This window comes from Pseudomonadota bacterium (assembly GCA_039028155.1).
Lineage (GTDB): Bacteria > Pseudomonadota > Alphaproteobacteria > SP197 > SP197 > JANQGO01.
This window is the reverse complement of record JBCCIS010000072.1, coordinates 1-19521: the sequence shown is the minus strand read 5'-3', so window position 1 is coordinate 19521 and position 19521 is coordinate 1. Positions and strand designations below refer to the sequence as shown.

Genomic DNA, 19521 nt, shown 5'->3' with positions numbered 1-19521 from the left:
CACATACGTCACGATCTCCATATCGCGATGGCCGTGGGTCTCGAACCCGGCGTCGGGGATCACCCGGTCGTCGTTGATGACGCGCAGCGGGCCGAAACCCATGTGGCGGGGGTCGTGATAGCTGCCAAACGAAAACGTATGGCGACTGTCCAGCCAGCCGAAATGGGCATGGCCGCGGTCTTCGGCACGTCTCATGGTCAACATGGCGTCATCTCCTCTTCATCGCAGGACACAAGGGTTACGCATCACACAGGCCTACAGATGGGCCTCACAACGCGGATGACAATTCGATTGAATTGCACCACAATGGAAACTGGCTGTTGACAATGAGAGGCTTATGGACCGCCTGACCAACATGCGTGTCTTCACCCAGGTGGTGGAGAGCAAGAGTTTCACCGGCGCCGCCGAAAAGCTTGGCATGACCCGTGCAGGCGTCAGCAAGAGTGTGCTGCAACTGGAAAAGCAGTTGGGCGCGCGGCTGCTAAACCGGACGACACGCCGAGTCAGCCCGACCGAGGTCGGGCTCGCCTATCACGATCGCTGCGTTGCCATCCTGTCCGATGTGGAGGAGGCGGAACTTGCCGTCTCCAGCCTGCACGACGAGCCACGCGGGCGACTGCGCATCAACGCGCCGATGTCGTTTGCCATGCTGCATCTGGCAGGACCGCTCAGCGACTTCATGGAGCGCTATCCCGAGGTTCAGGTGCAGCTGATCATGAACGACCGTCAGGTCGACATGATCGACGGCGGTTTCGATATCGGCGTGCGCATCGGCGAGCTCGCCGACTCAAGCATGATTGCGCGGCGCATCAGCGTCTCACACCACACGCTTGTCGCCTCGCCCGACTACGTGGCCGCGCATGGCGCACCGCAACAGCCCGACGATCTTGCGGACCACACATGCCTGACCTACGGCCACCTTGCGACTGACGTGCGCTGGCGTTTCAAGAACGGGGCCGATGAGGTGACGGTCACGGTCCCCGGCCATCTGTGCGTCAACAACGGTGACGTGCTGCGCGACGCAGCCGTGCGCGGACGCGGCATCGTCCTGTTGCCAACCTTTATCTCAGGTGATGACTTGCGGGCAGGCAAACTTGTCCAGTTGTTGCCCGGTTGGGAGCGGGAGCCCGCGGACGTCTCGGTCATCTATCCGCCGCACCGTTTCTTGTCAGCGAAGGTGCGCGTCTTCATCGACTTTCTGGCGCAGCGCTTCGGCGATCAGCCCTATTGGGATGAAGGCCTGAAGGTCTACTCCGCCGCTTCTTCCTGACCGCGCACCGGTTCGCGCATGGTAACCCACTCCTCAGCGCTGGTCGGGTGCACGCCAATTGTCTTGTCGAAGACAGCCTTTGTCGCACCGGCGTTCATCGCAATCGCGATACCTTGAATCAGGTCACCGGCGTGGGCGCCGACCATATGCGCGCCGACGACGCGGTCGGTTTTCTTGTCGACAACCAGTTTCATTAACGTGCGTTCGTGGTTCTCTGTCATCGTGTGTTTGAGCGCGCGGAACTCGGAATTGTAGATCTCGATATCGACATGGCGTTCGCGCGCCTCTTCTTCCGTCAAGCCGACCGTACCGATCTCCGGCTGAGAGAAGACGCCGGTCGGCACGAGGTCGTAATGCACAGTCTGCCGTTCACCGGCGAATAGGCACTTGGCGACGGCCATGCCTTCGGCCAGTGCGACGGGCGTCAGCTCCATGCGCCCGACCACATCGCCCAGCGCATAGATCGATGGCACCGATGTCTGGAAGAGCTCGTCGACCTCGATCGCGCCGCTGTCGGTCAGCTTGACGCCGACTTTCTCCAAGCCGAGGCCTTCCGTTAGCGGCCGGCGGCCGGTTGCATAGAAGATCAGATCGGCCTCGACCGTCTGGCCGCGGTCCAGCGTCGCGACGAAGCCGTCACCACTCTTTTCGATCATGGTGATGTCGCAATTGAAGTGCAGATCAATGCCCTTCTTGCGCATCTCCTCGGCCAGGAACTCGCGGATGTCGCGATCGAACCCTCGCAGGAAGAGATTGCGACGGTAGAGCTGCGTTACCTCGACGCCGAGGCCATTGAAGATGCCAGCGAACTCGACGGAAATGTAACCGCCGCCGACGATGACGATCTTCTTCGGCAGCTTGTCCAGGAAGAACAGCTCGTTCGACGTGACCGCGTGTTCGCTGCCCGGGAACTCCGGTACGAACGGCCAACCGCCCGTCGCCACCAGAATGTAGCGTGAGGTGTAGGTCTTGTCGCCGACCTTCACCGTGTGCGGATCGACAATCACCGCGTGGCCGTCGATGACATCACATCCGGCCGCGCGCAACATGCGGTCGTAGATACCGTTCAGGCGGCCAATCTCATCATTTTTGTTGGCGACCAGCTTTTGCCAATCGAACCTGACATCGCCGACCTGCCAGCCATAGCCGGCGACGTCCTTCAACTCCTCGGCGATCTGGGACCCGTAGACGAAGAGTTTCTTTGGTATACATCCGACATTGACGCAGGTACCGCCCCAGTAGCGCTCCTCGGCGATCGCGACGCGGGCGCCATAACCGGCAGAAAACCGCGCGCAACGCACGCCGCCGGACCCGCCACCGATGACAAAAAGGTCATAATCGTACTCGGCCACTTTCTTCTCCTCAGTCCACGCTTACCCGATCGCCATGGCTAATGTGGTGTCACGGCCGTCGGTTCCCAGAGCTCGATGCGATTGCCTTCGGGATCCATCGCCCAACCGAAACGGCCGTAGTCGTGGCTTTCGGTCTTGTCATCGACGCTCACACCGGCCTCGCGCAGACGCGCCAGGAAGCCATCGAGGTCATCGACACGGAAATTGAACATGAAAGGCTTTTCGCTGGGCTCAAAGTAGGTGGTGTCCTGGCGAAACGGCCCCCAGACCGTGTGGCCGGTACCGCCGGGCTGCGGATCGTCGGCCCAGGAAAAGGTCACCGCGCCGCCAGTCTCCGTCTCCAAGCCCAGCACATCGCGGTACCATGCCGCCAGGGCAGCGGGATCCCGCGCCTTGAAGAAGACACCGCCGATACCGGTTATGCGTGCCACCTTGCCTTCCCCTCCATAATTTGGCCCAGCTTCGCGTGCATTGAGCACGTTGCGTTCGGGCCAAACACACCTGAATGTCATACCCTGCCGTAGAACAAGCGCCGATGAAAGGCGCGCAACGGAGGATAGGTCCTTGCACACGTTCACGTTATCGGTGGTTTCGTTAGTTGGCGGCCTAGCCATGCTGGGTGCGGCGGCGTCGGACGTCACGGCCGATCTGCCGGAAGGGCCCGGCAGGGACCTCGTTGAAGGGTTCTGCACCGGCTGTCACAACACCAATCTCATCGAGCGCAGTTCCGGTTACAGCCAGGACGAATGGAAGGCGTTAATCGCGACCATGATCGACCTTAAGGCCGTGCCCGAGGACGAGGACACGATCAGCTCTTATTTGGCCCAGCACTTCGCACCGAACGATCATCGCGCGCCGACCCTGGTCCCGGGCGATACCGAGATCGCCTTTGAAGAATGGGTCGTGCCGACGCTCGGTCAACGCTCGCGCGATCCTGCCGAAGCGCCGGACGGTTCGATCTGGTGGGCAGGTCAGTACGGCAACATGATCGGGCGTATCGACACGGAGACCGGCGCGATGACCGAGTACATGCTGCCGGCCAACGCCCATCCGCACACCGTCATCGTCGATGAGACCGGCAACGTCTGGTACACCGGCAACAAGAACGCATCGCTCGGCGTCCTCGACCCGGAGACCGAAGCGATCACCGTCTATGACATGCCGGACCCGGCCGCACGCGATCCGCATTCCGGCATCGTCGATGAACGGGGCCGCCTGTTCTTCACGGTTCAACACGGCAACTTCATAGGTCGCCTCGACACCGCGACCGGCGACGTCGTGCTGGCCGAAGTCGCAACGCCGAACGCACGGCCCTATGGCATCAAGCTCGACCACGACGGTGTGCCGTGGGTCTCGTGCAACGGCAGCAACTGCCTGATCAAAGTCGATCCGGAGACGATGGAACTGACGGAGATCGACCTGCCTGACGCGGACGCACGCAGCCGACGTCTCGACATCGCAAGCGACGGAACGATCTGGTACGTCAATTCGTCGCTTGGACGCCTGGGCCACTACGATCCCAAGAGCGGCGTCTTCCGGGAATGGGATTCGCCCAGCGGGCCGTCGTCGCATCCTTACGCCATCGCGATCATCGACGACATCGTCTGGTACAACGAGTCGGGTATGCGGCCCGACGTTCTCGTGCGGTTTGACCCGGCGACCGAGACGTTTCAGAGCTGGGCGATCCCATCAGGCGACGTCTATGCGGGCATCGTCCGCCACATGCGCCCCACCGCCGACGGCGATCTGCTGATCCACCAAAGCAGCACCAACCGCATCCTGCGCGTGACAGAAATGCCTGGGGACGGCGACAACTGAGGCATTGACCCCATCAGCCATCGGGATGACGCGCGTGCGTACCATCGGAGTACACCCAATGAACGCGGGTAAACCTGGCGCTTTCCCCTATTCTGCCACCGCTCAGTGGCAAGGGGTCGAGCATGCGTGTGCCGACATTCGATGCAATGGTTGACGAGATCCGCCAGGCGACGGCGGAACAGCGTCTGGTATCGCGCACCCCTCTGGCGACGTTGGTTCATTTTGAACTGCTGCGCGCGCTCAACGACCTCGAGGTCAACGGCAACCGGGCGTCCATCCGCGAAGCCTATGCGTGCCTTTACGAGTACGATGCCTTGAGCGAACGGCAGAACGGAACGAAGACCGTGGCGGTAGCCAACGGCCACGGCAATGGCCGTGTCGTCAGCCTGTCATCGATCCGCGTGTGTGCCGACGATCGCGTTACCGCCCGGTCCGTCGGCGGCTGAGCCACAGAGACCTCGCCGCCACTGTCGGCGTTTCCCAGAAAAACATGCGTGTGTTGGATTTGTAGCCAACGCAAGGTTGCGTTGCCGGCTCCGTCGGTCGCAAGCTCTCGGCGACCAGCCGTATGGGTCGCCCGGTGCCTGCCGGGAACGGAGATGCCATGAACGATATCAATACGACACATCAAGACCGCCGCGCCCCCCTCGAGATCAGCGCCGACGAAATCCGGCGCCTGGGTTACCGGGTTGTCGACATCATCGCCGACGAACTCACCGACCCCACCCGGCGCGGCGTCTATCCACCACCCCAGTCGCCCGAGCGTATGGCACAGCAGTTCGGCGGGCCGCCGCCGGAAGACAGCATGGACGCCGACGCGATCCTGGATCTGATCCGCGACGAGTTGCTGCCGGCCTCTGCGAACTACTGCCACCCTCGGCTGATGTCCTATGTCTCGTCTTCCGCGCTCGCCCTGCCCGGTCTGGTCGAGGGATTGGTGGCCTCGCTCAGGCTCTATCCCTACACCTGGACACTGACGCCGGGTTCGACCGAGATCGAAACGACGGTCGCGCGCTGGCTGGGCCAGATGCTGGGTTTTGGCGACAACGCTGCCGGTTACATGGCGACCGGCGGCACCGGCGCCAACCTGATGGCGCTCGCCGCCGCGCGGGTGGCCAAGGCCGGCTGGGACGTGCGCGAAGACGGCATCGCAGACCACCAACCGCTCATCGCTTATGGCTCGACCCAGACCCATGCCTGTCTGGACCAGGCGTTCCGCCTGATGGGGCTTGGCTCGCGCGGGCTGCGGCGGATCGCAGTCGATGAGGAGTTTCGTGTCCGGCCCGACCTATTGGACGAGGCCATTGCGCGCGACAAAGCCGACGGGCGCCAGCCGTTCTGCATCATCGCCAATGCGGGTACGACCAACACTGGTGCGGTCGATGACCTTACTGCCCTAGCCGACCTCGCCGAGCGTCACAGCCTCTGGTTCCATGTGGACGGCGCCTATGGAGCTGTGGCCGCACTCAGCCCACGCGCACGGCCGCTCTTCGAGGGGCTGGAGCGCGCGGATTCCATGGCCGTCGACCCGCACAAGTGGCTCAACGTGCCCTATGAAGCCGGCTGCGTCCTCGTGCGTTCATGGGACGTCCTGGCGCGCGCCTTCACCCTGGTGCCCGAATACCTGCGCATGGCCGACGGTCACGACGCGCACGATCATTGGCATCACGGCTGGGAGCTCACCCGTGGCGACCGCGCGCTGAAGGTCTGGGTCGCGATCAAGCAGATCGGCTTCGCTGGCCTCAGCGCCATGGTCGACGAACACCTGGCGATGACCCAGCGGTTGGCGCGCATGGTCGATGCCGCCGACGATCTCGAGCTAATGGTAAAGCCATCGCTCAGCGTCTGCTGCTTTCGCTACGTGCCGCCGGATCTCAAGAGCGATGCGCCGGACAACGGTTATCTTGACCGTCTCAACGAAGAAACCGAACGGGTCATCCAGCAGGCAGGCGATGGCTTGATCACGGGCACGGATCTGAACGGCCGGCGGTGTTTCCGCCCGTGCTTCGTCAACCACCGGCTGACCCAGGACGGCATCGACCACATGATCGCATTGTTGCGACAGACCGCATGCGAGACGGACGCGCGATTAAGGGACCGCTAGTCGTTCCTGTGGTCGCCGGAGCGGCGCCAGCGGCGGCGGTGATCGGCCCAGGCCTGCGCCTCGATGAAGACCCGGGTAATCTCGGGATGACGCTGCATCAACATGCGTTCGAGATTGGTGATGACCTCCTCGACATCGGAGGAGTCCAAGCTGTCCTCGAAGTCGATCGAGATGTTCACCAAAATGTCGCCAGGACCCATGTGCATGGTCAGCACTTCGTTGACCCGGTGGATGCCGCGCTGGCGCGCAATCAGCCGGCGGATGTCCTCCTGCATTTCCGGGCTCGCCGCCTCGCCGACCAGAAGGCCCTTGCATTCATAGGCCAGCAGGATCGCGGTCGCTGCCAGGATGGCGCCGATGCCGATGGAGGCGACGCCATCCAGCACCGGCATCTCCAAAATCTCGGCCAGGGCGATGCCGATCATGGCGACGATCAGACCGAGCATGGCGGCCGTATCCTCGAAAAGCACCGTGAACACGGTCGGGTCCTTGCTGCGCCTGACCGCGCGCCACAGCGACATCTTGCCACGCTGGCGGTCAAACTCCCGGTAGGCGACCCACCACGCTCCTGCCTCGAAGACAATGGCGATAGAGAGCACGATGTAGTTGACGTAGGTGTCCTTCAGCGGCTCGGGGTGCTGGATTTTATGGATGCCCTCATAGATCGAGATGGTCGCGCCACCGACGAAGATCAGGATCGCCACGACAAACGCCCAGAAATAGAGCTCCATGCCATAGCCGAACGGATGGGTGTTGTCGGCCGGCCGGTCCGAGCGCTTCATGCCGTAGAGCAAAAGCCCCTGGTTTCCAGTGTCGACCAGCGAGTGGACGGATTCGCTCAGCATCGCCGAACTGCCGGTCCACATGGCCGCTCCGAACTTGGTAATGGCGATCAGCCCGTTGCCGGCGAGCGCGGCATAGATGACCTTTTTAGATCCGTGCACATCCATGACGGCGGAGACACTAGATCGGATCGTGATCGGGTGGAACCGGTTGCCGGTTCCACCCGATCACGCGAATCCGATCTATCTCTATGAACAGAGCAGATTCACCTGCCTTGATGGCATTGCGAAACGATCCCATTAAAGCAGGATCTGCTCTAGCGATTGATGACGAAAGCGGCCAGTTGTCCGTGGACCTGACATCGTGGCCGATCAGGATCTAGAATACGGCGACAATCTGGAGTCGGAGGCAGTGATGGCAGCGGTCGAGAAACCACATATGGACGAGCCTGGCGTTGATTGGTCAAAAGGGGCCGCGTGGGTTGACGGCGAATTCGTGCCGGCGGCCGACGCCAAGGTTTCCGTCTTCGACTGGGGTTTTGTCAGGTCCGACGTCACCTATGACGTCGTCCATGTCTGGCACGGCGCCTTCTTCCGGCTGGAAGACCACCTCACCCGTTTCGAGAACTCGGTGAAAGGTCTGCGCATGGAACTCCCGGTCGACCACGACGGCCTGCGCGACATTCTAATGGGGTGCGTCAGCCGCTCAGGTTTGCGCGATGCCTATGTCGCCATGGTCATGACGCGCGGCATCCCGGATCCGTCGTGGCCCAAGCGCCTGCCCAGCAACTTCAAGGGCGGCAATCAGTTGATCTGCTACGCCATCCCGTTCGTCTGGATCATGAAGCCGGAGATGCAGGAAACCGGCGGGCGCATGATCGTCTCCGAGGTGCCGCGTATCGCGCGCCATTCCGTCGACCCGACCATCAAGAACTATCACTGGGGCGACTTCACCAATGCGCTGTTCGAGGTTGAGGATAACGATGCCGACTACGCCGTCTTGATCGGGCCCGACGGTTATGTAGCGGAGTGTCCCGGCGCCAACGTTTTCGCCGTCCTCGACGGCTGCGTCGTGAGCCCCGTCCATGGCGCGCTGGAAGGCGTGACCCGCAAATCGGTCCACGAGCTGTGCGACTTGCTCGACATTCCCAACCGCAACGATCACATCACACGGGACCAACTGCTCGAGGCCGACGAGATCTTTATGGCGTCAACCGCCGGCGGCATTATGCCGATCAGCCAGATCAACGAGCGCATCCTGTCGAACGGTCGACCCGGCCCCATCACCAGACGACTTCACGAGACCTACTGGGCCAAACACGACGAAGGCTGGCACACGACCCCGGTCGACTACGACGGCTGACCTGACGCGGCTGGCTGCGCGATGATCGTGTCGCTGCTGAAGCGGCGCCAGCGCATGGTGAGCAAGAAGCTGACAACCGCGATGTGGACCAACGGCCAGACGACCGGCGGCACCGTGAAATCGACGAACGGCACATCCCAGATCGGCACGAACACTGGCAGCAGCGAGAACATGCCGAGCCCCGATAGAATCGCTGGAATCAGCAGGTAGAGCACGGCCAGCCAGATCAGCCAGCCGGCGACCGCGCGCCGTGTGGTCTGTCCAAGATAGGCGTATGTCAGTAGCAAGAGGTCGCGTGTCACGAAGAGGAAGAGCGCGATCAGCGTACCGGCAACGGTCGCCATGGTCGTGCCGTCACTAGCCCACATGTTGAATGCCGTGGCGGCGGCGTCCTCCTTCGGCAAGGTCACGATGTAGACGGTCGTTGCCGCGACGGCGATCAGGGCGACGCCATGGTTGATCAACCATAGCGGCGCACCGGCCAGCACACCGCCAAACCGACCTTCGCGCATGGATGCGAAGAGCTGACGGATACGGACGGGATCCAGCCGTTCGAAGAGCGCGGGCACGTAACTCGCAAAGATGATGATGACAGTGCCGAAGACGATCGGAAAGACGTAGCGGTAGCTGCCGGTGAGACGTTCCGGCCACGCCAGGCCGGCCATCCACGCGGCGAGAAAGATGACGAAGACCGGCCACACAACGGGCAAGGTCCGGACCTGCAGTTCGATCTGCATACGCCGCCAGACGCCGACGACCGCCCATAACGCAAAGACGATGACGCTGACCACGGCAAACCACCGACCGTCGACGGCCGCGCCATACCAGACCGCCGGCCCATCGATGTAGCGGTCCAGCATCGACGACACGACGATGGCGACGACCAGCGCGGCGAACTGGGCGAGACTGACGTCGAAGCGCCGTGTCTTCTCGCGCTGGTGCATGGCGGTTAAAGCGGCAACGAGCGCCGTTGCCTGCACCATGATGCCGAACGCGATCAAACCAATGATCGATTGGAGAATGACAACACCGACTTCCGCGCCAAAAGTGCGCGCAACGCCACCGCTGATGCTGTCCCACATGGCGAATGAGACACACATGACGAGCAATGCCAGGAAGGTGCCGTACCAGGCGTAGACGGTGCTGCCGATGAGCTTGCCCCATGTCATGCCCCAGGGGCCGAGCGACGAGAGGCGTTGGGCGTCCCATGTCTTGTCAGCGATTTCCTGGACCAGGGCGCTGGCTGCAAGCCGCGTGCTCCAGAAGAGCAAAATCAGGATGGCCACGACGATCGCGGTGCCGACAAGCGTCTCATACATATCGGTGCCGCCGGCGGGTTCGCCGCTTTCATGAGTCGCGATACCGGCCAACAGGAAGATGCCACCGAGCACCACCGGCATGCCAATGACGCGGAACGGCGACAGCTCCATCCACATATAGCGGCGGAACTCCGGATTGAGTCTCATGAGCCCGCCCCCTTGCCCGAGGCGACCTCGCGATAGATCTCGCGCAAGCCTAGCGTTTCTTCTTTGAGACCGATCACAGGTACGCCGACACCGACGAGATCACGCAGGAGATCGCGGCGGAAACCGACATCGCGCAGGGCGCGAAACGTCGCGCCACCGTCATCCAGAACCAGTTCGTCGATACCGGTCCGCGCCTTCAAAAAGGCCGCGAGCGCTTCGGTGTTTTCGACGACATCCAGGCGAAGACGCACATGGCTCGTGTCACCGCTAAGCGCGCGGTGGTCGACAAGCCGCCCGTGGTCGAGGACCAACGCGTGGCTCGAATAGTCTTCCAGCTCAGCCAGGATGTGTGACGAGACGATCAGCGTCATGCCGCGTTCGCGCAGGCGCAGCAACAGCCCCGACAAGGATTGGCGGGCAAGCGGATCAAGACCCGAGGCCGGCTCGTCCAGCAACACCATCGGCGGATCATGAATGATGGCCTGCGCGATCCCCAGACGCTGACGCTGGCCGCGCGACATCTCGCCAGCTTTCTTAGTGGCGAGCTCCCTGAGATCAAGCAGATCGACGACGCGGTCAACCGCTGCCCGCTCTTCGACAAGGCTCAGGCCGTGCATGGCCGCCGCGTGACGCAGGCACTGGCTGACCGTCAGGTCGTCATAGAGGCCGAAAAAGTCCGAGAGATATCCGATCTGACGGTGACTGGCGCGCGGATCTTCGTGGATGTCGTCGCCGCCGATCGTAACCCGCCCCTCAAACGGCGTCTCCAGCGCGGCCATACAGCGCATCAGTGTCGTCTTGCCGGCGCCGTTGGGCCCGACCAGGGCCGTCACGCTGCCCTTGGTTACCTCGAACGACACGCCATAGAGCGCGCGCTGGGTCGGGTAGTCAAAGACCAGATCATCAACCCGGACTATATCCGGGTCGGGCACCGCCGGGTTATGGGTGGTCGTTTCGGTCAGCCGTTCACACCCGCCATGCAGACATACTTGGTCTCGACATACTCCTCGATCCCGATATGGCTGCCTTCGCGTCCGATACCCGATTCCTTGACGCCGCCGAACGGCGCCACCTCGGTCGAGATGATGCCGGTATTGACACCAACAATGCCGTACTCAAGTCCCTCGGAGACACGCCAGACCCGGCCCAAATCGCGGCTGAAGAAATAGGACGCCAGGCCGAACTCCGTGTCGTTGGCGAGCTGGATCGCCTCATCCTCAGTCTCGAAACGGAACAGCGGGGCGAGCGGTCCGAAGGTCTCGTCGCGCGCCACCATCATCTGCGGATCGACATCGGCGACGACGGTCGGCTCATAGAACGTACCGCCGAGATCGTGACGCTTACCGCCGGCCAGCACGCGCGCGCCCTTGCCGGTGGCATCTTCCAGGTGCTCCTCGACCTTTTCAATGGCCGCCTCGTTGATCAGCGGACCCTGCACCACGCCGTCGTCGAGACCGTTGCCGACCTTCATGGTCTTGACCTTGGCGGCAAACTTCTCGGCAAACTCGTCATAGACGCCTGACTGCACGTAGATGCGGTTGGCGCAGACGCAGGTCTGGCCCATGTTGCGGAACTTGCAAGCGAGCGCGTTCTCGACGGCGGCTTCCATATCGGCGTCCTCAAAGACCAAAAACGGCGCGTTGCCACCCAGCTCCATGGTTACCTTTTTGACGGTCGAGGAAGATTGCTCCATCAGCTTTTTGCCGATCGAGGTCGAGCCCGTGAAGGTGATCTTCCTGACAATCGGGTTCTTGGTCAGCTCCTCGCCAATCTCGCTAGACTTGCCGGAGAGGATGCTGAGCACACCCTTCGGGATGCCGGCACGTTCGGCAAGTTCGCACAACGCGAAGGCCGAATACGGCGTCTCGGTCGCGGGCTTACCGACAAAGGTGCAGCCGGCGGCAAGCGCCGGGGCGGCCTTGCGGGTGATCATGGCCGATGGGAAGTTCCATGGCGTGATCGCGCCGACGACACCGATCGGTTCCTTCATCACCACAATGCGCCGGTCCGTCATGTGGGTCGGAATGGTCTCGCCATAGATGCGCTTGCCCTCCTCGGCGAACCACTCGATGAACGAAGCGGCATAGGCGATCTCGCCGCGCGCCTCGGCCAACGGCTTGCCCTGCTCCATGGTCATCATGACGGCCAAGTCTTCCTGGTTCTCCATCATCAGGTCGAACCACTTGCGCAGGATGACCGCGCGCTCCTTGGCGGTCTTGGCGCGCCAATCGACCATGGCCTTCTCGGCCGCCTCGATCGCGCGCCGCGTCTCGGCAGCGCCCATGCGCGGGATCGTGCCCAATGTCTCGCCAGTGGCCGGGTTGCGCACATCGATGGACTCGCCGGAATCGGCATCGCACCACGCGCCATCGATGTAGCACTGCTGGCGGAACAGAGTGGGGTCGCTTAGCTTCATGGGAACTCCTCCTCGGCGCGGCACGGCCGGCCGCTTCTTTGATGATGTGGCGGTGGCGCGCACTATAGGCAAGGTTGTGGCATAGGCAAGGTTGCCGGACCTGGTCCATCTTGGCGCGAAAACGGTGAACTGTGGCGCAATCGAGCGAGGTCGTTTAGCCTTACGTCCATGGGGAAGACATGGGTGCTTGGTACGGCACCTACCGGCCAACGCTGCCGGTTTATGGGCAACAACATTCTCCGAGGACAACGATGCGGATCTTTTTGGCTGCTTGGGTGGTTTTGGGGTTTGCCGCCGTTCCGGCGCAAGCCTTCGATATTGGTGATGAGCGCCTGTTGTTGAGCGAGCTCAAGTGCAAGAAATGTGACCTGACGGGCGTCGATCTGAGCGGCGAGAACCTGACGGGCGCCTATCTGCCTGGCGCCGACCTGGCCCAGGCCAATCTGCGGGCGACGGACTTTACCGGTGCCGATCTGATCTACACCAACCTGGTGGGCGCCGACCTCTCCAATGCCGATCTCGCCAACGCCAATGTCGGCGGCGCCGACATGACCGGCGCCAACTTGTCAGGCGCCGATATGACCTTCGCAGGCATGGAAGGCACGATCCTTAACAACGCCATCCTCACAGGCGTCACCTTCGAGGGCGCCGATTTGAGCTTCGCCGAACTCAAGGGTGCAACGCTCGATGCCGGTGCCCTAACGGGCGCAGTCCTGTGCCACACGGTGTTACCGGACGGCAGCCGCGACCAGTCAGGCTGCTGACCGACTGACCTATTCGACCGTAACGCTCTTGGCGAGGTTGCGCGGCTGATCGACATCGGTGCCGCGCAGCACCGCTGCGTGATAGGACAAGAGCTGCACGGGCAAGCAGGTTACCAGCGGCGACACGAAGGGGTCGACCTGGGGCACGGTGATGACGTGCTCGGCCGAACCGCCGGCCGCCTGGGCGCCGGCTTCATCGGTAATCAGGATGATCCGGCCCTTACGCGCGGCGACTTCCTCCAGATTGGACACGCTCTTTTCGAAGAGCTCGTCCGACGGCGCGATCACGATGACCGGCACATGCTCGTCGATCAGCGCGATCGGCCCGTGCTTCATCTCGCCCGAGGCATAACCCTCGGCGTGGATATAGGAGATTTCCTTCAGCTTCAGCGCGCCCTCAAGGGCAATCGGGTAGCTCGGACCACGCCCCAGATAAAGCACGTCTCGGGCCTCGTTCAGGGAGCGCGCGACCTCTTCGATTGCGGCCTCGCTTTTCAGGACCTCGCTCATGGCCGAGGGCAGATCGCCGAGCGCGGCGAGCTTCTTCGCCGCCTCGCCACGGTCAATCGTCCCCCGCGCCTCTGCGGCGACGACAGCGAGCGTCGCCAGGACAACGAGCTGGCAGGTGAAGGTCTTGGTCGCCGCGACACCGATCTCCGGCCCAGCGCGGGTCAGCAGAACATGGTCGGATTCGCGCGCCATGGTGCTGGTCGGTGTGTTGGTCAGGGTGACGATGTACTGGTCCTGCTCACGCGCGTAACGCAGCGCGGCCAGCGTGTCAGCGGTCTCGCCCGACTGTGACACGAAGAGCGCCATGCCGCCCTTCGGCATCGGCGCCTGGCGATAGCGGAACTCCGAGGCGACATCGACCTCGACGGGAATGCGGGCAAGGCTCTCCAGCCAGTACTTCGCCGTCAGCGCGGCCAGCGAGGCCGTGCCGCAGGCGACGAGCGTGATCTTCGGCACCTCGAACAGGTCGATATCCAGGCCTGGAAACTCCGCGCGATCGTTCAGCGCGTCGTAATAGGCGTGCAACGTCTGGCCCACGACTTCCGGCTGCTCGTGGATTTCCTTCGCCATGAAGTGGCGATAGTTGCCTTTGCCGATCGCGGCACCCGACAGTTGGGTCACAATCACCGGCCGCTCGACCTGGTTGCCGGTACCATCGAAGACCGTGGCGCCTTCTCTCGTGACCTCGACCCAGTCATCGTCCTCCAGGTACGACACGCGCTGGGTATAGGGCGCAAGCGCCAGGGCATCGGACGCCAGGAACATTTCCCCGTCCCCCCAGCCGACGGCCAGCGGGCTGCCGCGCCGCGCGCCGATCATGATCTGATCCTCGCCGGCGACCAGGATGCCAAGGGCAAAGGCGCCGCGCAGACGCGGCAGCGCCTCGGCGACCGCCTCGCGCGCGGTACGGCCCTGCTGCATCAAATGGGTAATGAGCTGGGGGACGACCTCCGTATCCGTGTCGCTCTGGAAGTTGCGGCCTTCGGCGATCAACTCGTCGCGCAGTTCGCGGAAGTTCTCGATGATGCCGTTGTGGACGACCGCCACCTTCTCGGTCATGTGCGGATGGGCGTTGGTCTCGGTCGGCTCGCCGTGGGTCGCCCAGCGGGTATGGCCGATACCGACTGTACCGGGCACCGGATCGACCAACAGCTTGGCCTCCAGATTGGCAAGCTTGCCTGGCGCGCGGCAGCCCTCAATGTGGCTGTTCACAAGGGTCGCGATACCAGCGGAGTCGTAGCCCCGGTACTCCAGGCGCTTCAGACCGTCGACCAGAATGGGGGCTGCTTCGCGTGTGCCGATGATCCCAATTATGCCGCACATAGCCGGTTATCCCTCTTTCTTGCGGCGCGCCTTCTCGGCGGCCTTGTGTTCGCGATAGAGCGAGGCGAAGCCTTCGCGGGTCACCTGCTCGGGCCGGGTGATGGAGAGCGCGTCATCGGCGACGTCGCGGGTGATCGTGCTGCCCGCGCCGACAATCGCGCCATCGCCGACCTTGACCGGCGCCACCAGCGCGGAGTTGGAGCCGATGAACGCCCCGGCGCCAATCTCCGTCAGGTGCTTCAGATACCCGTCGTAGTTGCAGGTAATGGTCCCTGCCCCGACATTGGCGCCGGCGCCGACACGGGCATCGCCGACATAGGCCAGATGGTTGGCCTTGGCGCCTGCCTCGAACACCGTGTTCTTGATCTCGACGAAGTTGCCGATATGCGCGCCCTCGCCGATCTCGGCGCCGGGTCTGAGCCGGGCATAGGGACCGACGCGCGCGCCAGGCGCGACCACCGCCCCTTCCAGATGGCAGAAGCTCTTGATGACCGTGCCTGCGCCGACCTTGACGGCGGGGCCAAAAACGACATGAGGTTCCACCTTTACATCATGCTCTAGAATTGTGTCATAACTGAGAAAAACCGTCTCAGGCGCAATCAAGTGAACACCGTTCACCATGGCCCTTTGCCGCAGCCGCGCCTGGATCGCTGTCTCGAAGCGGGCGAGGTCCGCGCGGTCGTCGGCGCCGATCAGGTCCTCGGGATCATCGATCTCCAAGACCACACAACGGCGACCTTCCGCGCGCGCCAGAGCGACAATCTCGGTCAGGTAGTACTCGCCCTTCGCGTTGTCGTTGCCGACCTGGTCGAGCAAGCCCGGCAGCAGCGCGGCATCGACGGACATCATGCCGGAGTTGCACAGCGTCGAAGCCCGCAGTGTCTCCGACGCGTCACGGAACTCGACAATCCGCGCCAGACTGCCGTCATCGGCCAGTTCCAGACGGCCATAGCGGTTCTCGGTGGTGACGTTGACACCGAGCACGGCGACCGCGGCATCGGCCTCGCGTCGCGCGGCAATAAGGCCTTGGATCGTCTGAGCCTCGATCATGGCGGCGTCGCCAAACAGGATCAGCACGTCGGCCGGACCCTCGCCTGAAGGAAATCCGCTCAGCGCGCCACGCGCGGCCATCACCGCGTGGCCGGTACCCAAGGGCTCGTCCTGGACCGCCGTGGTGGCCGGCGCCACGGCGGCGGCGAGCTGATCCATGTCCGGGCCGATAACGACGATGGTGCGCTCGGGATCGAGCGCGCCGACCGCTTCCAGGACAAAATTGACCATGGGCCGCCCGGCGATCGGATGCAGGACCTTGGGCAGGTCGGATTTCATGCGCGTGCCCAGGCCTGCGCCCAGGACAACGGCGGCAACGGATGGCAGAACCAATTCCTCGGTCATGGCGTAAAGAGAAGACCCACATCTCAACTCTAGATCGGCCCGGACCCTGCCACAGGGCTTTTCCAGGGTCCAAGTCACGTTATCTTTCAATCCTTTACAGGACCTTCAGTCGCGCCACACGCGCCGTTGCACACCGGGCCGAGGCCCAATAGGTTGCGCAATCGTCCAGCTTGAGAGTTTTCATGCCGCCTTCGCCCCACCGCTTCCGCGCCGTCGTCTTCGACCTGGACGGCACCTTGATCGACAGCGCGCCGGATATCGCCGACGCCATCAATATGGTGCTGGCCGATCTGGGCCGGGTCGCGGTGAGCGAGGCCATGATCCGCGAAATGGTCGGCTCGGGTTGGGCCGGGCTGCTCGAGCGCATCATGGAGATGACCGGCGGTGATCCCGAACAAGGGATCGACTGGGCGGTCGAGCGATTCCGCGCCTGCTACGTGCCGCGCAGCACCCGGCTCTCCAGCCTTTACCCGAGCGCGATGGAAACCATCCAACTTTTGCACGGCCAAGGCCTGAAACTCGGCATCTGCACCAACAAGCGCCAGGAGGCGACCGACGTGGTCGCCGAGAACTTCGGCCTGACCCGTTACATGGATTCCGTCGTTGGCGGCGACACCACCGGCGCCATGAAACCAGACCCCCGCCACCTGGGCGCGGTCCTCGACGAGCTCGGCGTCGACGGTACCCACGCGCTGATGGTCGGCGACAGCAAGGCCGATGTCGCGGCGGCCCGCGCCTTCGACATGCCGGCCGTTCTCGTGCGCTACGGCTACACGGCGATCCCGGTTGAGGAGCTTGATGGCGACGCGCTGATCGACCGGCTCGACGAGCTGCCGGACCTCATGCCAACCCTCTGACACAAGGGACCGATCCCATGCTGACGGCCATCGACCATATCGAGATCATCGTGCGCGACCTCGACGCCTATATCGCCTATCTGGAGAAGCTGGGCTTCGAGGTCCTCACCCGCACAAGCCACCATGGCCAGTCCGCCGAACTCAAGCTGCCGGGTGACAACCAGCCGATCTTCGAACTGCACGAGGTCGGCGGCGAGGAAGTCATCGGCATTAACCACATCGCGTTCCGCACCGACGACGTGAACGCCGCTTATGACAGCCTGGCGAAGACCGATATCAGGATCGAGGAGCCGCCCCATGACGTCGCCTCGACCGGGCGCACCAACATCAACCTGCGCGACCCCGACGGCTGGCGCGTCCAAATCGTCGACGCCAACCGCAGGAAGCCGCTCTAGAAACAATCAAACACCGCGGTTGAAGCCGCCATCGGCCAGGATGTTCTGGCCGGTGATGTAGGCGCTGTCTTCCGACAACAAGAACGCGGCGATGCGGGCGAGCTCTTCCGGGTTGACCGGACGGCCCATCGGCACGGCATCAAGCTGTGCTTCATTCCATTCGATGTTGCTGACAAACCCTGGAGACAGGGTGTTCATACGGATGCCGTCGCGGGCATGGCGATCGGCATAGAGTTTGGTGTAGCCGTCGAGGGCGCGGCGAATCGTCGACGAACTGGGATAGGCCGGATGCGGTTCCTTTGAGATCATGGCCGAGATGTTGACGATTCCACCGGAGCCCTGCGCCTTCATGATCGGTGTCACCAGCCGGGCCAGGCGCACGACGTTCATGAACTGCATGTCGAACATGTCGATCCAGAAGGCATCGTCATAGTCGACAATGCTGGCGCTGCGCTTGCTGTCAAAAAACGACCCATCATAACCGCCGTTGTCTGTCGACAGGCCCGTGTTGGCGACCAACGCATCGATCCGGCCAAGGTGTTCGTGGGCGCCCATGACGAAACGCGCGAGGTCCTCGGTGTTCGTTACGTCGCCTTGAAACGCCTGCGCGCCGATTTCGCCGGCGACATCAAGAATGGCGTCCGAGCGGGCCATGATCGCGAGCCTGTAGCCGCGCCGCGCGAGCTCGCGCGCGCACGCCGCACCGATGCCTTTACTGGCTGCGGTGACAATCGCTGTGGGCTGCGTCCCGTCCGCCATCTCAGATCTCCGCACGCGGCAGCGGCGCCTTGCCGCGGATCATGTCAGACGCCTTCTCGGCAATCATAACCGTCGGCGCGTTGGTGTTGCCGGTGACCAGGATCGGCATCACCGAGGCATCGACAATGCGCAGGCCCTCGACACCGCGCACCCGCAGGTCAGCATCGACGACCGCCATGGGATCGCTGTCGATGCCCATCTTGCAGGTGCCGACCGGGTGATACCCGGACTGCGCGCCCCGGGCGACACCCTCCAGGATTTCCTCATCGGTCGTCAGACGCGCACCTGGTGCGATCTCGTCACCCCTGAAGGGGTCAAAGGCCGGTTGACCAACGATCTCGCGCGCCCACTTGACGGCGTCGACAAACTCGCGCCGATCGCGCTCCTCGGTCAGATAGTTCGGCTCGATCACCGGATGATCGCTCGCCTCGGTTGACCGGAGCTTGATCCAGCCACGCGCTTCCGGGCGCATCTGGTTGACGTCGAGCTGAAAGCCAGAGAGCGCCTTCTTGGTGTTCGTGCGCAGATCCTCCTCGATCACCATGGGCGTGAAGAAGACCTGAAAGGTCGGTACGTCCGGATCCTCACCACCGGTCGAAAAGGCGCCGGCGGACCAGAAGGCGTTGCCGCCCGGACCCAGCTTGCCACCGGAAAGGAAATAGGCCGCGCCAAGCCACAAGGCGCGATGCGGCCGCTGCCAGCGGTCATAGGTCGCGCTGCGGTCGGTACACTTGAACTGCACGGGGATGTTCAGATGGTCCTGAAGGTTCTGTCCGACGCCGGGCAGGTCGGCGACGACATCAACACCAAGGGCGCGCAGATCGTCAGCCGGGCCGACACCCGACAGCATCAGAAGCTGAGGTGAGCCGATGGCGCCTTGCGCCACGATGATCTCGCGCCCGACGCGCGCTTCGCGTTCCTGCCCGTCGCGCTTGTACGACACACCT

The 19521-nt window shown here is 63.1% G+C and carries 19 protein-coding genes; 8 read left to right on the top strand and 11 right to left on the bottom strand.

The window, feature by feature from the left end:
* Positions 1–204: pirin family protein (locus tag AAF563_23315; protein ID MEM7124228.1), on the bottom strand; the 204-nt coding region annotated here is incomplete at its 3' end.
* A 133-nt stretch (positions 205–337) separates the two neighbouring features.
* Between AAF563_23315 and AAF563_23310 the strand changes: the two genes are divergently transcribed.
* Positions 338–1270 carry a LysR family transcriptional regulator gene (locus AAF563_23310; protein ID MEM7124227.1) on the top strand — a complete coding sequence of 311 codons (933 nt, stop codon included), beginning with the start codon at positions 338–340 and terminating at the stop codon, positions 1268–1270.
* On the opposite strand, the gene gor is transcribed toward AAF563_23310, so the two are convergent.
* Complete coding sequence (gene gor, locus AAF563_23305; GenBank protein ID MEM7124226.1) at positions 1249–2622, bottom strand: glutathione-disulfide reductase; 1374 nt, start codon at positions 2620–2622, stop codon at positions 1249–1251. The genes AAF563_23310 and gor overlap by 22 nt on opposite strands.
* Before the next feature lie 38 nt (positions 2623–2660).
* Positions 2661–3053: a VOC family protein gene (locus tag AAF563_23300; GenBank protein ID MEM7124225.1), complete on the bottom strand. Its 393-nt coding sequence runs from the start codon at positions 3051–3053 to the stop codon at positions 2661–2663.
* 133 nt (positions 3054–3186) lie between these two features.
* On the opposite strand from AAF563_23300, the gene AAF563_23295 reads away from it, so the two are divergent.
* The 3 genes from AAF563_23295 to AAF563_23285 all read left to right on the top strand — a co-directional run bounded on the left by AAF563_23295 (position 3187) and on the right by AAF563_23285 (position 6544).
* Positions 3187–4440 carry a cytochrome C gene (locus AAF563_23295; GenBank protein MEM7124224.1) on the top strand — a complete coding sequence of 418 codons (1254 nt, stop codon included), beginning with the start codon at positions 3187–3189 and terminating at the stop codon, positions 4438–4440.
* A 122-nt stretch (positions 4441–4562) separates the two neighbouring features.
* The gene (locus AAF563_23290) at positions 4563–4886 is read left to right on the top strand and encodes a hypothetical protein (protein ID MEM7124223.1); all 324 of its coding nucleotides are present in this window, start codon (positions 4563–4565) and stop codon (positions 4884–4886) included.
* Positions 4887–5044: 158 nt separating this feature from the next.
* Positions 5045–6544, top strand: coding sequence for a pyridoxal-dependent decarboxylase (locus tag AAF563_23285; protein ID MEM7124222.1), 1500 nt, complete (start codon positions 5045–5047; stop codon positions 6542–6544).
* Here AAF563_23285 and AAF563_23280 read toward each other — a convergent pair.
* The gene (locus AAF563_23280; protein MEM7124221.1) at positions 6541–7494 is read right to left on the bottom strand and encodes a cation diffusion facilitator family transporter; all 954 of its coding nucleotides are present in this window, start codon (positions 7492–7494) and stop codon (positions 6541–6543) included. The two genes, AAF563_23285 and AAF563_23280, sit on opposite strands and share 4 nt — an antisense overlap.
* Before the next feature lie 196 nt (positions 7495–7690).
* Here AAF563_23280 and AAF563_23275 point away from each other — a divergent pair, with 196 nt between their 5' ends.
* Entirely contained in the window at positions 7691–8689 is a 999-nt protein-coding gene (locus AAF563_23275; protein ID MEM7124220.1) for an aminotransferase class IV, read from the top strand.
* Here the strand turns inward: AAF563_23275 and AAF563_23270 are convergent.
* From AAF563_23270 to gabD, 3 genes are read right to left on the bottom strand one after another with little or no spacing between them, the layout of a single operon-like run.
* Positions 8677–10155 (bottom strand): hypothetical protein, encoded by a 1479-nt coding sequence (locus AAF563_23270; protein MEM7124219.1) that lies wholly within the window; start codon positions 10153–10155, stop codon positions 8677–8679. The two genes, AAF563_23275 and AAF563_23270, sit on opposite strands and share 13 nt — an antisense overlap.
* A complete protein-coding gene (locus AAF563_23265; protein MEM7124218.1) occupies positions 10152–11087 on the bottom strand; it encodes an ABC transporter ATP-binding protein in 936 nt (311 codons plus the stop codon). Before AAF563_23265 ends, AAF563_23270 begins: the two co-directional genes overlap by 4 nt.
* A gap of 26 nt (positions 11088–11113) precedes the next feature.
* Positions 11114–12571 carry an NADP-dependent succinate-semialdehyde dehydrogenase gene (gabD, locus tag AAF563_23260; GenBank protein MEM7124217.1) on the bottom strand — a complete coding sequence of 486 codons (1458 nt, stop codon included), beginning with the start codon at positions 12569–12571 and terminating at the stop codon, positions 11114–11116.
* Positions 12572–12822: 251 nt separating this feature from the next.
* Here gabD and AAF563_23255 point away from each other — a divergent pair, with 251 nt between their 5' ends.
* Positions 12823–13335 carry a pentapeptide repeat-containing protein gene (locus tag AAF563_23255; protein MEM7124216.1) on the top strand — a complete coding sequence of 171 codons (513 nt, stop codon included), beginning with the start codon at positions 12823–12825 and terminating at the stop codon, positions 13333–13335.
* 9 nt (positions 13336–13344) lie between these two features.
* On the opposite strand, the gene glmS is transcribed toward AAF563_23255, so the two are convergent.
* Positions 13345–15168, bottom strand: a complete 1824-nt coding sequence (gene glmS / locus AAF563_23250; GenBank protein MEM7124215.1) for a glutamine--fructose-6-phosphate transaminase (isomerizing) — start codon at positions 15166–15168, stop codon at positions 13345–13347.
* Positions 15169–15174: 6 nt separating this feature from the next.
* Entirely contained in the window at positions 15175–16563 is a 1389-nt protein-coding gene (gene glmU / locus AAF563_23245; protein ID MEM7124214.1) for a bifunctional UDP-N-acetylglucosamine diphosphorylase/glucosamine-1-phosphate N-acetyltransferase GlmU, read from the bottom strand.
* A 182-nt stretch (positions 16564–16745) separates the two neighbouring features.
* On the opposite strand from glmU, the gene gph reads away from it, so the two are divergent.
* Together gph and AAF563_23235 are read left to right on the top strand one after the other, a co-directional pair.
* The gene (gph, locus tag AAF563_23240; protein ID MEM7124213.1) at positions 16746–17420 is read left to right on the top strand and encodes a phosphoglycolate phosphatase; all 675 of its coding nucleotides are present in this window, start codon (positions 16746–16748) and stop codon (positions 17418–17420) included.
* 17 nt (positions 17421–17437) lie between these two features.
* Positions 17438–17815: a VOC family protein gene (locus AAF563_23235; GenBank protein ID MEM7124212.1), complete on the top strand. Its 378-nt coding sequence runs from the start codon at positions 17438–17440 to the stop codon at positions 17813–17815.
* 6 nt (positions 17816–17821) lie between these two features.
* Here the strand turns inward: AAF563_23235 and AAF563_23230 are convergent, their stop codons facing one another.
* Together AAF563_23230 and AAF563_23225 are read right to left on the bottom strand one after the other, a co-directional pair.
* On the bottom strand, positions 17822–18574 hold the full coding sequence (locus AAF563_23230) for an SDR family oxidoreductase (protein ID MEM7124211.1): 753 nt from the start codon (positions 18572–18574) through the stop codon (positions 17822–17824).
* 1 nt (position 18575) lies between these two features.
* Positions 18576–19521, bottom strand: a 946-nt coding sequence (locus AAF563_23225; protein MEM7124210.1) for a GMC oxidoreductase, incomplete at its 5' end; no start/stop codon positions are given.